Genomic DNA, 13,745 nt, shown 5'->3' with positions numbered 1-13,745 from the left:
CAACGCGAACAGCCCGTCGACCACGCCCTCAACTCTCCAGAAACCACGATCCCCGCAACTCCCTGAAATCCAGGGTGTTGCGGGGATCGCTAGAACCCGCCGGCACGAACGGTCCGTTCACCTCACCTTTGTGGGCTGGGGCGAACGGACCGCTCGTGCCGTAGGGGGTGGCGAACAGGCCGTTCGCTGCTCTCGACCGCCCTACGCCGACAGCAGCTGGGCGCAGCGGATCAGGCCGAGGTGGGAGTAGGCCTGCGGGTGGTTGCCGAGGGAGCGCTCCGCGATCGGGTCGTACTCCTCGGACAGCAGCCCCGTCGGGCCCGCCGTGTCGACGATCTGCTGGAAGAGCTCCTCCGCCTCGGTGCGCCGACCGATCAGCAGGTACGCCTCGATCAGCCATGCGGCGCACAGGTGGAAGCCGCCCTCGTCGCCGGGCAGCCCGTCGTCGCGACGGTAGCGGTACACAGTGGACCCGCTGCGCAGCTCCGCCTCGATCGCCGTGACCGTCGCCTGGAACCGCTCGTCGGACGGATCGATCAGCCCGGACAAGCCGACGTGCAGGGACGCCGCGTCCAAGTCCGATCCCTCGTAGGCGGTGGTGAACGCCTGCACGTCCGGGTGCCAGCCGTTCTTGATCACGTCCTGGGCGATCTGGTCGCGCAGCGGCTCCCACGACGGGTCGGCCTCGCGGCCGTACGCGGTGGCCAGCTTCAGCGCCCGGTCCAGCGTCACCCAGCACATGACCTTGGAGTACACGTGGTGGCGGGGCACGTCGCGCTCTTCCCAGATGCCGTGGTCGGGTTCGGCCCAGCGGTGCGAGACGGCCTCGGCCATCGCCGTGACCAGCTCCCAGTCCACGTCCCGGACCCGGCTGGTGGCCTGCGCGAGGTGCGCGATCAGCTCCACCACGGGGCCGAACACGTCGAGCTGCACCTGTTGGTCGGCGAGGTTGCCGACGCGGACCGGCCGCGAACCGGCGTAGCCAGGCAGGCTGTCGATCACAGCCTCCGGCCCGAGCCCGGTGCCCTGCAGCGTGTACAGCGGGTGCAGCCGCTCCGGACCGGGCAGCGTCTCCAGCACCCGGTGCAGCCAGTTCAGGAACGCCTCGGCCTCGGCCGTGGAGCCGAGCGTGACCAGCGCCTGCGCGGTCATCGCGCCGTCGCGCAGCCAGCAGTACCGGTAGTCCCAGTTGCGGACGCCGCCGATCTCCTCCGGCAGCGAGGTGGTGGCGGCGGCCATGATCCCGCCGGTGTCGGAGTTGCACAGCCCGCGCAGCGTCAGCGCGGAGCGGGCGACCAGGTCGCGCTCCACCTCGGGCAGCGACAGGGTCTTCATCCATTCCGACCAGTACCGGTCGGCCTCCAGCCGGCGGTTCACCTCGGTGCGCGCCGACGACAGGTCGTCGGTGCCGCAGCGCAGCTCCAGCACGAGCGGGCTGTCCTCGGTCGGGTCGACGACCGCGTGCGCGGACTCGTGCATGCCATCGGAGGTGATCTCCCACTGCACGCCGGGCGAGTAAAGGACCATCGGCTCCGAGGTGCCGAGCACTCGCAGCCCGCCCGCCTCGGCGGTCAGCCGCACCGGCACCTGCCCGAACTCTGGCCGCGGCGCGAACTCCACGGCCGCGCGGGTGCTGCCGCTGATCACCCGGACCAGGTCGGTGCGGTGACTGTCGGTTCCGTGCGCGAGGTAGTCCGTGACCAACAGCCGCGACCAGCGGGTTTCCACGATCATGGTGTTCGGCACGTACCGCTGACCCAGCGGCAGCGGGCTGCGCTGGGCACCGTTGCCGCCCTGCGGGCGGATCGTGAAGTGGCCCGCGCCGGGGCCGCCCAGCAGGTCGGCGAACACCGCCGCCGAGTCCGGGCCGGGGTGGCACATCCAGGTTAGTCGCGCGTCCGGGGTGAGCAGGCCGACGGTGCGCTCGTTGGACAGCATGGTCAGCCGCTCGATCGGCGGGGCCTGCTCGCCGTAGAGCCAGGTGCGCCGCTCCTCCATCAGGAACGCCAGCACGGTGGCGACGTCGGTGGTGCTGCCGATCCGGTACGACGCCAGCGTGTCCCCGTCACCGACCTTGATGCCCAGATCGGGGCCGTGCAGCCGGGCGAAGGCCTTCTCGTCGGTGACGTCGTCGCCGAGGAAGACCGCCGCGGTGGCGCCGACCTGGTGGCGCAGCGCGTCCAGCGCGTTGCCCTTGTCGGTTTGCACCACGGCGAGCTCGACGACCGCCTTGCCGTCGGTGACCTGCACGCCGTCCCAGGACGCCGGGCCGTTTCGGACGGTCTCCAGCACCTCCTCGGCCAGGGCGGGCTCGGCGCGCCGGACGTGCACGGCGACGCTGGCGGGCTTGTTCTCCAGCGTGACGCCGGGCTTACCGCGCACGATGTCCTGCAGCGCGATCTGCAGTTCGGTGCGCAGCTGGGTGGCCTCGGGTTCTAGCTCATGAACGAACCCGACGTCGAACTCGGAACCGTGGCTGCCGACCAGGTACACCTCGGCGGGCAGGCGGGACAGGATGGCCAGGTCGCGCAGCGCGCGGCCGGAGATCACCGCCGTGGTGGTCGCCGGCAGCGCGGCCAGCGACCGCAGGGCGTGCACTGATTCGGGCAGCGGTTTGGCCTGGGTCGGGTCCGCCACGATGGGGGCGAGGGTTCCGTCGTAGTCGCAGGCGACCAGAAGTCGAGGCGTCCGCGCGAGCTGCACGATCACGCGGCGCAGCTCGGCAGGCAGGGCTTCGGCGGTCAACGCCATACTCCTCAGGGGGGCGTGGTCAAGTCTGGTGTGAATCGGTCCGGTGCGAGCCGTGGATGGTGACCATCGACGTCGACCGGGTTCGACAAGTATCGCTGACGCGGTGCTGTCCGTGTTGCGGACCGGTTACCCGCAGCTACTCCGCGAGCGGTGTGCCCAGTGCTTCGAGGAACGACCGGGCCCAGCGGTCGACATCGTGTGTGAGCACCTGCCTACGCAGTGCGCGCATCCTACGGCGTCCCTCCGCCTCGTCGATGTCGAGGGCCGCGAGCAACGCGTCCTTCACGCCATCCAGGTTATGCGGATTCACCAGGAACGCGCTCGTGAGCTCCGCCGCAGCACCGGCGAACTCGCTCAACACCAGTGCACCGCCCAGGTCGTACCGGCAGGCCACGTATTCCTTGCACACCAGGTTCATGCCGTCCCGCACCGGCGTCACCACCATGACGTCGGCGGCGCAGTAGAAGGCCACCAGGTCCTTGCGGTCCACCGAGGTGTGCAGGTAGTGCACCGCGGGGTGGCCGACGCGGCCGAACTCGCCGTTGATCCGCCCGACCTCGCGCTCGATGTCCTCGCGCATCTGCTTGTAGTGCTCGACGCGTTCCCGGCTGGGCGTGGCGATCTGGATCATCGTCACGTCCTCGGCCTTGACGTGGCCCTCGGCGAGCAGCTCGTGCATCGCGTGCAGCCGCACGTCGATGCCCTTGGTGTAGTCGAGGCGGTCGACGCCGAGCATGATCTTCTTCGGGTTGCCGAGCTCGGCGCGCAGCGTCTTGACGCGCTGCTGGATCTCCTTGGTGCGTGCCAGCCGGTCGAGTCCGGTGGCGGCGATGGAGATCGGGAACGCGCCGACCCGCACGGTGCGGTCGCCGACCTGCACCACACCGGGGCGGGACCGGACCCCGACCTGGCCGCGGCTGGGTTCGAAGCCAGCCAACCGGCGGGCCAGCCATAGGAAGTTCTGCGCACCGCCGGGCCGGTGGAAGCCGACCAGGTCGGCGCCGAGCAGCCCGCGCACGATCTCGGTGCGCCACGGCAGCTGCATGAACAGCTCGACCGGCGGGAACGGGATGTGCAGGAAGAAACCGATCCGCAGGTCGGGCCGGAGTTCGCGGAGCATCGCCGGGACGAGCTGCAGCTGGTAATCCTGCACCCAGACCGTCGCGCCCTCGGCGCTGACCTCAGCGGCGGCCTCGGCGAAGCGCCGGTTCACCCGCCGGTAGGCGTTCCACCAGGCGCGGTTGTACACCGGTGGCACGACCACGTCGTGGTACAGCGGCCACAGCGTGGCGTTGGAGAATCCCTCGTAGTACTCGGCGAATTCGGCCGCCGACAGCGGCACCGGGTGCAGCTGCAGGTCGTCGTCGGCGAACGGTTCGACCTCGATGTCGGCGACCCCGGGCCAGCCGACCCACGCGCCGCGCTGGGCGCGCAGGAACGGCTCCAGCGCGGTGACCAGCCCGCCGGGGCTGTGCTTCCAGCGCTCCGTGCCGTCGTCGAGGCGTTCCAGATCCACCGGCAGCCGGTTCGCGACCACGGCGAAATCCGCTCGATCGGGCGTGCGGCCCTTGCTCACCGGTAATCCTCCCGCCGTGTCGGCTACCTGTCGCGAGGCTAGCCAATCCAGCCAGTTGCTGCGTGCTGCGTGTGGGGCAAACGAGACGTGCGGAGTGTGAGTCTTTTGGGCTGCTGCGGCGACGCAAAAGACTCACGGCCGATCAGTCCAGCCGCCGTTTCGCGGGACGCAGCGGACCGGACATCCGCGGCCCGGAGAAACGGCGTTCCAACCTACCGAGCCTGGTACGAACCGGCTGTGCGAGGTATTCGCCGAGCACCACCCCGGCTCCGAGCGCGAGCCCCGTGGCGACGGCGAGCATCAGCGTGGCGACGCCGGCCGGGCTGCCCAGCACGGACAGCTCGTACAGCCCGCGGTAGGTCGCCAACCCTGGCAGCAGCGGCGCGACGCCGGAAACGGCGATCACCAGCGCGGGAATCCGCAATCGCCGCGCGATGATCCCGCCGATGAAACCGACCACGGTGGTCGCCACCGCCCCGGCCAGCACGGAGTGCACGTCGGCCAGCGTCAGCAGGGCGTGCACCGCGGCGGCCACGGCACCGCCGATCCCGGCCGTGAGCAGCGGCCGCGGCGGCGCGTAGCTGGCGAGCGCGAAGCAGGCCGACGTGGAAGCACCGGCGAGCATCTGCACCGGCAGGTGCAAGGCCGGTGCCAGCACTTCGGCGCGCCCCAGGGCTTGCGCGTCGAGGCTGCCGACGCTGTCCCCACCGATCCGCACGCCGATGTACAGCGACAGCACCACCCCGGCGATCAACCCGGCCGACATCAGGGCCAGCTCGGCTATCCGGCCGGCCGCGGTCACGTTGTAGCCGGTGATGGCGTCCTGCATCGAGCCGACCACGGTCATCCCGGACAGCAACACGATGATGCTGGCCGGGATCGCCAGCGCCGCGTTGTCGAGCAGGCCGGTGGCGTAGCAGCCCAGCGCGACGGCGGTGGCAAGCGCCCCACCGACGGCTTGTTGGAAGAAGAACGGCAACGAGCGTTTGTTCAGCAGCCGCCCGACGCGGTCGACCATCGCGGTGGCACCGGCGGCGACCAGCGGCAGCAACGGGGTGGAGCCGCCACCGAGCAGCACGGCCAGCGACGCGGCCATGCCCGCCCAGGACAGCGTTGCGACCCAGCGCGGGAACGGGTGGGGCGCCGTGGTGATCCGGTCCAACTCTGCGTAGGCCTCGGCGGCGGTCAGCTCGTTGGCGGTGATCCGCCGCAGCAGCGCTTCGACGTCCGTGAGGCGCGTGTAGTCGAGGGAGCGGTTGCGGACCACCCTCAGCGAGGTGATCGGCGGCAGGTCGGTGCCCCGGTAGGTCGACACCGTGATCGACGTGTAGATCACGTCGACCTCGGTGTGCGGCAGACCGTAGGCGGTGACCACGGCGACGATCGTCGCGGTCACGTCCGAGGCGCCGGCCCCGCTGGCCATCTGCACCTCGCCGATGCGAAGCCCGAGGTCTAGGACGAGGTGGACGGTGGATTCGTTGGGCAGTGCCGGCCCGTAGACGACGTTGCGAGACCCCGGCGGGATGGTGAGCTCCGGGTCGCGCCGCCGCAGCACACCGCGGGCGCGCTGCGTGATTCCCACTGCTGGTCTTCCTTCCTGCCGGACCGCCTTGCGGGCGGTTCGCCGTGCCTGATCTTCCCCTCGGGCATCGCCTGTCATGAGCCGACCGTTGCACCCGCGATCTGTGGCGTCCATCACCGATTTCCAGCCGGTCGGCGGCCATCGTCCGGCACGGTCGACACGGCCGCTTTCCATCCCAGGCGGATCGCCGCTTACGATGTCCCCGCACGACGGAAGTGCGTGCCGCTGTAGCTCAGTTGGTAGAGCGCCCGCCTTGTAAGCGGACGGTCAGGGGTTCGAGTCCCCTCAGCGGCTCCGACGGTACCTGGCCAGCGCTTTTGACGAAGCCATCCGATCTGTCGAATTCAGCACACCGCCCCGCCCGGCAGCGGCCGAGCGGGGCGGTTCGGTTCGGGCCGTCAGCGACCCTGGAGCGCCTTCACGTTGTCGCCGAAGGTCCAGGACTTGGCGCCGTCCCAGTTGATCGACCAGGTCATCAGGCCCTTCAGGCTGCCGTTGTAGTGATTCCAGGCTTGGGCGACCAGATCGGGCGACATGTGACCGCCGCCCGCGCCCGGCTGGGCCGGCAGCCCGGGAACCTGCTTGTCGTGGGGGACCCTGATCGTGGTGCCCTGGACGACCAACCCCTTGTCCAGGCAATCCGTCTGCACCGTGAATCCCTGCACCGTGCCGGCCTGGTACGAATCACCCGAACAGCCGTACATGCTGCCGTTGTAGTACTGCATGTTCAGCCACCAGAGCCGGCCGTTGTCCGTGTACTTCTTCACGATCGGAAGGTATGCACCCCAGATCGATCCGTAGGTCCCGCTACCGCCGGTGACGTACGCGGTTTCCGGTGCCATCGTCAACCCGAACTCCGGGGGCATCTTGGCGAGCACGCCGTCGATGATGCGGATCAGGTTTGCCTGCGACTGCGAGAGTTCGTTGATGTTGCCGCTGCCGCTGAGGCCGGTCTCGATGTCGATGTCGATGCCGTCGAAGTTGTACTTCTGCAGGATCGGTACCACGGTCTCGACGAACCGGTCGGCGACGGCGCTGGAGGACAGGTCGATCCCCGCCGTAGCGCCGCCGATGGACATCAGGATCGTGAGCCCGTCCGCCTTGGCCTGGCACATCTCGGCCGGCGTGGCCACCTTCACCGTGCTGTCCATCCCGTCCTCCCACAGGACGGTGCCGTCCGGGCGGATTACCGGGAAAGCCGCATTGATCACGTTGTAGCCGTGCTCGCGAATGGCAGGATCCGTGATCGGGGTCCAGCCGAACGGCGGATGCACCCCATTTACCGCGCCGTCCCAATTTTCCCAGTACCCGTGGAGCACCTTGCCCGCCGGTTTCGATTTCACCGGACAGGTTTCCGACGCCGGGGCAGGGCTTGAGGCGTTCGCCTCGTGTGGCGCCTCGTACGCCGCGGCGACCTGGGAGAACGACACAGCGGCGAGGAACGACGCCACCAATCCGGTTCTCAGCAGGCGTTTTTTCCGACCAACCATTCCCGGTTCCCTCCGCGACAGGACCAATTTCGGAATTGGTCCGGATCCGATGAGACTCACCCGTCGTCCACCAGTAACTTTTATGACAAATTCCGCGACCGGAAACAAGATTTTGAAGAAAAGTGGTATTTACCAATTTTCCGCTCGTTCCCTGAGCTCTTCTCGATTGTCGGCCGGCAGGAGCGGGCGGCCAGGGACGTGAGCCGCATGTGGCCGGCGACGCGCAAGATCGCTGGCCCGGGATTCAGCGCGCATCATGGCTTCATGGCCGCCGAAACCACGATGACGGACAAACTGTTCCGCGTCGCCGTGCTGCTCAAGGGACTTGACGGCGCGGTGCAGCTGATCGGCGGGGTGCTGCTGATCTTCTTGCCCCCTGACATCGTCACCCGGTTCGCGCACGCCGCCGTCACGCGGGACCTGCTGGGCCCGCCGGCCGGATCGCTGGCCGGGCACTTCGAGGAAGCTGCACAGCACTTCGCCAGCGGCGGCAGCACGTTCGTGATCGCCTACCTGATCGCCCACGGCGTGATCAAGATCGGTCTGGTGATCGGCCTGCTGCTCAAGATCATGCCGCTGTACCCGGTGGCGCTGACCGCACTGGGCCTGTTCGTGATCTTCGAGGTGCTGCGCGCGGTGCAGACGAGGTCGATCGCGCTGCCGTTCTTCGCGGCGCTGGATGTGGTGATCATCATCCTCGTGCTCCGGGAATACCTCGAATTGCGCCGCCGGTCCCAGTGACCCGAGCCGGGGGTTGCGCCACGCTGGAGGTGCCGGGTTGTGGCCTACTCCGGAGGTGGTCATGCGGCGACGGAAGCACGACGAACCGGTGCTGATCACCGATGCAGCGCCGTCCTTCGACGAGGAACAGCGACACCGCAAGCGGGTCTACGCCGTTGTGATGGTGGTGCACCTGGTTGGCTTCACCGCCGCCGGACTGCTGGCGCACATCTGGTGGCTCGCGCTCGGCATCGTGGCCGTCACCGGCGCCCTGCCGTGGGTCGCGGTCGTCCTGGCCAACGACCGCACGTCCCGGCGCGGTCAGCGCCGGATGCGAGGCGGCGGCCACGCCATCGAGGACCGCCACCACGACCAGATCGATATTTGACGCCGCGGACCCCGTCCGGCGCGCCGCTGTCGCACCACCACCAGCAGCGTCCCGGCAAGCACGGGGCGGACGTGTCAGACCAGTCGGTTTGTTCGAGGCGGCCGGCTTGGTTATAGCCGTCGTCTCCGTCGTAGGTGTCGGCTTCGTCGTTGTCGGCCAGGCCGGCGGCGTGGTCTCCGCCGAAGTCGCCAGTTATGTCGATATCGTCGGCTTTGCCGGAATCATCGGGATGGGGTGGTGGTCTCGTCACCTTCGCAGGTCACCCGGACGTCGCCAACCGTCACGTCCCTGGCCAGGACCCGCACGGATGCGATCATGCGGGGCCGTGCCGTCCGCGGTCCACTTCGGCCCGCAACCAACACGCCGCCCGGGCCGCCGATGCCGAAAACCGATCCGCCCCTATCGACGCGAGTTGATCTCCACCGTATTTCGGGATGCGCGAAATACGGGAATTCACCACGATCGTTCGACTTCGCCCACGCGGAGGGGTTGACAAATTCGATCATTTCGCCAGCAATTGGTGAGTTGGGCCCAAGCAATGGACGACTTCGCTCGACCGAGCGAAGAGTCTTTCGGTTCAAACAGTTGCGTCCTCGCGAACCGAAGGAGCTCAGCGCGTCGCCCGCCCGAAACGTAGCCGACCTCGCCGGAGCCGCACTCGCGGTGGAGCCTTCGCCTGCGCCGGCGCAGGCGAAGACCCCGCCGGAGGTCTCGACCAAGATCGTCTATGACCGGGAGGCGGGCAGCACCCCTGGGCGGCGCGGCGCTACGTCGACGACCAGGAGAACTGCACCCCACGAGGATCACCTGAGAATGTGTGTCACCGCGCGGCACTGCGTCGCGGGCGGCGGCCACGTGAGCTTCAACATCGACGACGGCATCCCGGCCGGCGGCGGCTCCGACGGCCCTATGTTCACCGGGGACACGCAGGTGGGCGTGGCCTCGACCAGCGACCGGCAGGCCACCACCGTCTAACCAACGCCACCGAATACCGCGCCTGGATCCGGTCTCTGGCGGGTGTGTAACAGCTCACGTGAGGCGGTCTGCCCGGGCGTGTGCCAGCCTTGGGAGGCCGCCTCGTCCCATGTTTCACCTGATTATCGGAGTTTGAATTTTCAAAAAAGGGGTACGGTGCACTTCGGAGCCTTTTGGGAACTTCGTTTCCACAGGTCAGGGCGCTGACAAATGATCGAGTTCGTAATCACCAAGGGTCTCCCTAGCATCAACTTCGGGCGAATTGCAACGTTTCTGTAGTGCTTCTCACGTGTAAGATTGCATCTCGCCTGGTAGATCGATAGTTATCGCGCCGACAGCCTGGCGCGTTACGGATGTTCTGTTAAGTTGGCAAAGCATGACCGGCGATAAACCGAGCCATAACATCAACAACGGGAATTGCGAAAGTGGTTCAGCCGGAGGGTTGGAGATCGACACTCCGGTCGTCTCGGACGGCCCTGAGCTCTACCGAATCACCCGCGATTCGGCAGTGCTGGATGTGAACTCGTCCTACGCATATTTGTTGTGGTGCCGGGACTTCGCGCAAACCTCCGCGGTGGCACGCATCGACGGTGCGGTCGTGGGATTCGTGACCGGGTACGTCCGGCCCGACGCCCCCAACACGCTCGTCGTCTGGCAGATCGCCGTCGATGCATCCCAGCGCGGTGGTGGCGTGGCAGGTCGGCTCCTGGGCCACCTGGTGGATCGTGTACTGCCGCGTGGGGTTCGCTACCTGGAAACGACGATCACTGCGGACAACGCCGCGTCGATCAAGCTGTTCACCGCGCTGGCGCGCAAGCGCGCGGCGAACCTGGAGCGCAGCGAGCTGTTCACCGCCGACCTGTTCCCGGATGCGCACCTGGGGGAGGACCTGTACCGCATCGGGCCGTTCGAGCCCGTCCTGGCCGCCGCGGCCGGATCCTGACCGCTGCCGCCGTCAGTACCGGCACGAAATCTTGTTCTTGAGGTGCCGGGGCGCGCGAAGCGCGCGCTGCCCGGCCGAACGGAGGATCGTGAACGACATCTTCGCAACCCTGGAATCGGAAGTCCGCAGCTACAGCCGAACCTGGCCGACGGTCTTCGACCGCGCCGGCGGCAGCTACCTCTACGACGAAGACGGCACCGCCTACCTGGACTTCTTCGCCGGTGCCGGCGCGCTCAACTACGGGCACAACAACCCGTTGTTGAAACGAAAACTGATCGAGTACATCGAGCGCGACGGGGTGACCCACGGCCTCGACCAGTCCACTGTGGCCAAACGAGCGTTCCTGGAAGCTTTCCGGGACAACGTACTCAAGCCGCGCGGGTACAACTACAAGGTCCAGTTCCCCGGCCCGACGGGCACCAACTCGGTGGAGTCGGCGCTGAAGCTCGTCCGCAAGATCACCGGGCGGGAATCGATCATCAGCTTCACCAACGCCTTCCACGGCATGACGCTGGGCTCGCTGTCGGTCACCGGCAACTCGATGAAGCGCGGCGGCGCCGGCATCCCGCTGGTGCACGCCACCCCGATGCCCTACGACGACTACTTCGACGGCCAGGTCCCCGACTTCCTCTACTTCGAGAAGATGCTGGAGGACAGCGGCAGCGGCCTCAACGAGCCCGCCGCAGTGATCGTCGAGACGCTGCAGGGTGAGGGCGGCATCAACTCGTCGCGGCCGGAGTGGCTGCGCGGGCTCTACGACCTGTGCCAGAAGCACGGCATGCTGATGATCGTCGACGACGTGCAGATGGGCTGCGGTCGCACGGGCCCGTTCTTCAGCTTCGAGGAAGCGGGCATCCAGCCCGACATCGTCTGCCTGTCCAAGTCCATCGGGGGCTACGGGCTGCCGATGGCGCTGACGCTGATCAAGCCGGAACACGACGTCTGGGAACCGGGCGAGCACAACGGCACCTTCCGCGGCAACAACCCGGCGTTCATCACCGCCACGGCGGCGCTGAAGCAGTACTGGGCCGACGACGCGCTGGAGAAATCCACCATCGCCAAGGGCGAGCGGGTCGGCGAGGTGCTCGAAGAGCTCGCCGCCAAACACGGCTCCGCGGTGGCCAAGGGCCGCGGCCTGGCGCGCGGGCTCGGCTTCGAGGACACCAACGTCGCGGGCAAGGTCTCCAAGGCTGCGTTCGACCGCAAGCTGCTACTGGAGACCTCAGGACCCAGCAGCGAGGTCCTGAAGCTCATGCCGCCGTTGACCGTGTCGGATGACGAACTGGAGCAGGGGCTTCAGATCGTCCGAGAATCGGTGCAGGCTGTCCTGGCCTGACTCGGCAACCGAATCGCAGCGATCGGACCGTTCACCTCACCAGACAGCGTGAACAGGCCGATCGCTGCACTGCGGTAGAGCAGAACGAAGATCCACTGGAGGAAATGTGATCGTCCGGCACCTCTCGGACATCGAGGACACCGACGCCGACATCAAGACCGAAAACTGGCGCAGCAAGCGCATCGTGCTGGCCAAGGAGAAGGTCGGCTTCTCGGTGCACGAAACCACCCTCTACGCCGGCACGGTGAACGACTTCTGGTACGCCAACCACATCGAGGCGGTGTTCATCACCGAAGGCGAGGGTGAGATCGAGGACAAGGCGACCGGCGAGGTGCACCAGCTCAAGCCGGGTTCGCTGTACCTGCTGAACAACCACGACCAGCACCAGGTCCGGCCCCGCACGACCATGCGCACGGTGTGCGTGTTCAACCCGCCCGTGACCGGGCGTGAGGTGCACGACGAGAACGGCGTGTACCCGCTGGTCGTCGAGGAGGACGAGACGCCGGTCGCAGGCTGACCCGGGCGACCGAGCGTGTTGACCGCCCGTGGCGGGTAACCGGAAACGGTTGCCCGCCATGCGCGTCGACGGGTCTTTCCCACGCGCGGACGTGGGAAATTGCGGGCGCATCCAGAATGCGCCGCTTCTAACCGAGGAACCGAGAAAAGGCGGGGGTGCCACCGGCACCAGCCGCTCCGGCGGGAATTCGCGAAGGAGGCGCAAACCATGACCGTCGCTGATCTGAGCACCCAGGACCGCTACCCGACCCGGGTGGCTGCCGAGCCGGCAATGATCCGGCGCTGCGATCCCACCGTCTGGCCCGGTGTGAAAGCCGGCCCGGCCACCGCGGAGAAACTCGCGGGGCACGAGGCCAAGGGCTTCCACGTCGTAGAGGGCTTGTTGTCCCCGGCCGAGGTGCAGACCTACTGGCGGGAGCTGGAGCGGCTTACCCGGGATCCGGAGGTGCGGGCCGACGAACGCACCATCGTGGAGCGCAGCTCCGAGGAGGTCCGCTCGATCTTCGAGGTGCACCGGATGAGCGAGCTGATCGCCGAGCTGGTGCGGGACCCGCGAGTCCTGGACCGGGCCCGTCAGATCCTCGGATCTGACGTGTACGTGCACCAGAGCCGGATCAACTACATGCCCGGATACCGGGGCACCGGCTTCTACTGGCACTCCGACTTCGAGACCTGGCACGCCGAGGACGGCATGCCGGCGATGCGCGCGGTGAGCATCTCGATCGCGTTGACCGACAACTACCCCTTCAACGGCGGCCTGATGATCATGCCCGGCTCGCACCGGACCTTCGTGTCCTGCGTGGGAGAGACACCGGACGACAACTACAGGTCGTCGCTGAAGGAGCAGCGGGTCGGGGTGCCGACTGAGGCCGACATCACCAAGCTCGCCTACGAGCACGGCATCGAGCAGTTCACCGGCCAGGCGGGATCGGCGCTGTGGTTCGACTCGAACTGCATGCACGGATCGGGCAACAACATCACGCCGTTCCCGCGCTCGAACATCTTCGTGGTGTTCAACAGCGTGGAGAACGCCCTGGTGGACCCGTTCGCGGCGGGCCACCCGCGCCCGGGCTTCATCGCATGCCGCAACCCGGCACCGATCCTGCGCTGACCGACCGAGGTGAGGGGCACCCGCGACCCAGCAACTTGCCAGGTACTGGGTCGCGGGTGCCCCTCACTCGTTCGTTTCGCGCCGTGCCATGGATTCGGTTGGCAATCCGCGGCTGAAGATCACAAATAGTGTAGCTCTGCGTGATCAGTCAGTTTCAGAACCGTTCGATTACCCTATTTTGACTAATCCAGCCGAGAAACCACCTAAGCCCAGCGGATTTACTCGACGGTAGGTAATTGCCTGCGGAATATTCCAGCAAGAAAAGAGTACCCGACACACCCATAGGTGGGGTGGTGACGGTTACGCGCCGTGGCCTATGGTGTTCGTTATCAAAATTTCCGGCCTCGTCGGCAAGTT

11 protein-coding genes and 1 tRNA gene are annotated in these 13,745 nt (G+C 67.4%); 8 read left to right on the top strand and 4 right to left on the bottom strand.

Going from position 1 to position 13,745, the window contains the following annotated elements; translation table 11 throughout:
• Positions 1–201: 201 nt before the first annotated feature.
• The 3 genes from otsB to ACWDKQ_RS06150 all read right to left on the bottom strand — a co-directional run bounded on the left by otsB (position 202) and on the right by ACWDKQ_RS06150 (position 5,909).
• Positions 202–2,751, bottom strand: a complete 2,550-nt coding sequence (gene otsB / locus ACWDKQ_RS06160) for a trehalose-phosphatase (RefSeq protein WP_450137659.1) — start codon at positions 2,749–2,751, stop codon at positions 202–204.
• Between the two features lie 136 nt (positions 2,752–2,887).
• Positions 2,888–4,327, bottom strand: coding sequence for an alpha,alpha-trehalose-phosphate synthase (UDP-forming) (locus tag ACWDKQ_RS06155; protein ID WP_450137658.1), 1,440 nt, complete (start codon positions 4,325–4,327; stop codon positions 2,888–2,890).
• Between the two features lie 142 nt (positions 4,328–4,469).
• A complete protein-coding gene (locus tag ACWDKQ_RS06150; protein WP_450137657.1) occupies positions 4,470–5,909 on the bottom strand; it encodes a threonine/serine ThrE exporter family protein in 1,440 nt (479 codons plus the stop codon).
• A 221-nt stretch (positions 5,910–6,130) separates the two neighbouring features.
• On the opposite strand from ACWDKQ_RS06150, the gene ACWDKQ_RS06145 reads away from it, so the two are divergent.
• Positions 6,131–6,203: transfer RNA gene (locus tag ACWDKQ_RS06145), tRNA-Thr, on the top strand.
• A gap of 104 nt (positions 6,204–6,307) precedes the next feature.
• Here the strand turns inward: ACWDKQ_RS06145 and ACWDKQ_RS06140 are convergent.
• Positions 6,308–7,399 carry a chitinase gene (locus tag ACWDKQ_RS06140; RefSeq protein ID WP_450137656.1) on the bottom strand — a complete coding sequence of 364 codons (1,092 nt, stop codon included), beginning with the start codon at positions 7,397–7,399 and terminating at the stop codon, positions 6,308–6,310.
• Here ACWDKQ_RS06140 and ACWDKQ_RS06135 point away from each other — a divergent pair.
• The 7 genes from ACWDKQ_RS06135 (at position 7,298) to thpD (ending at position 13,388) form a co-directional block, all read left to right on the top strand.
• On the top strand, positions 7,298–8,140 hold the full coding sequence (locus tag ACWDKQ_RS06135) for a DUF2127 domain-containing protein (protein WP_450137655.1): 843 nt from the start codon (positions 7,298–7,300) through the stop codon (positions 8,138–8,140). The genes ACWDKQ_RS06140 and ACWDKQ_RS06135 overlap by 102 nt on opposite strands.
• A gap of 61 nt (positions 8,141–8,201) precedes the next feature.
• Entirely contained in the window at positions 8,202–8,507 is a 306-nt protein-coding gene (locus tag ACWDKQ_RS06130) for a DUF3099 domain-containing protein (protein ID WP_450137654.1), read from the top strand.
• A gap of 585 nt (positions 8,508–9,092) precedes the next feature.
• On the top strand, positions 9,093–9,482 hold the full coding sequence (locus ACWDKQ_RS06125; protein WP_450137653.1) for a hypothetical protein: 390 nt from the start codon (positions 9,093–9,095) through the stop codon (positions 9,480–9,482).
• A 442-nt stretch (positions 9,483–9,924) separates the two neighbouring features.
• Complete coding sequence (gene ectA, locus ACWDKQ_RS06120) at positions 9,925–10,425, top strand: diaminobutyrate acetyltransferase (RefSeq protein ID WP_450137652.1); 501 nt, start codon at positions 9,925–9,927, stop codon at positions 10,423–10,425.
• A gap of 88 nt (positions 10,426–10,513) precedes the next feature.
• A complete protein-coding gene (gene ectB, locus ACWDKQ_RS06115) occupies positions 10,514–11,761 on the top strand; it encodes a diaminobutyrate--2-oxoglutarate transaminase (RefSeq protein ID WP_450137651.1) in 1,248 nt (415 codons plus the stop codon).
• A gap of 106 nt (positions 11,762–11,867) precedes the next feature.
• Positions 11,868–12,278, top strand: coding sequence for an ectoine synthase (locus ACWDKQ_RS06110; RefSeq protein ID WP_450137650.1), 411 nt, complete (start codon positions 11,868–11,870; stop codon positions 12,276–12,278).
• 207 nt (positions 12,279–12,485) lie between these two features.
• On the top strand, positions 12,486–13,388 hold the full coding sequence (thpD, locus tag ACWDKQ_RS06105) for an ectoine hydroxylase (RefSeq protein ID WP_450137649.1): 903 nt from the start codon (positions 12,486–12,488) through the stop codon (positions 13,386–13,388).
• Positions 13,389–13,745: the final 357 nt, after the last annotated feature.

Source organism: Saccharopolyspora sp. NPDC000995 (assembly GCF_053599315.1).
Note: the sequence above shows the minus strand (reverse complement) of the source record. Positions and strands in the feature narration are given on the sequence as shown.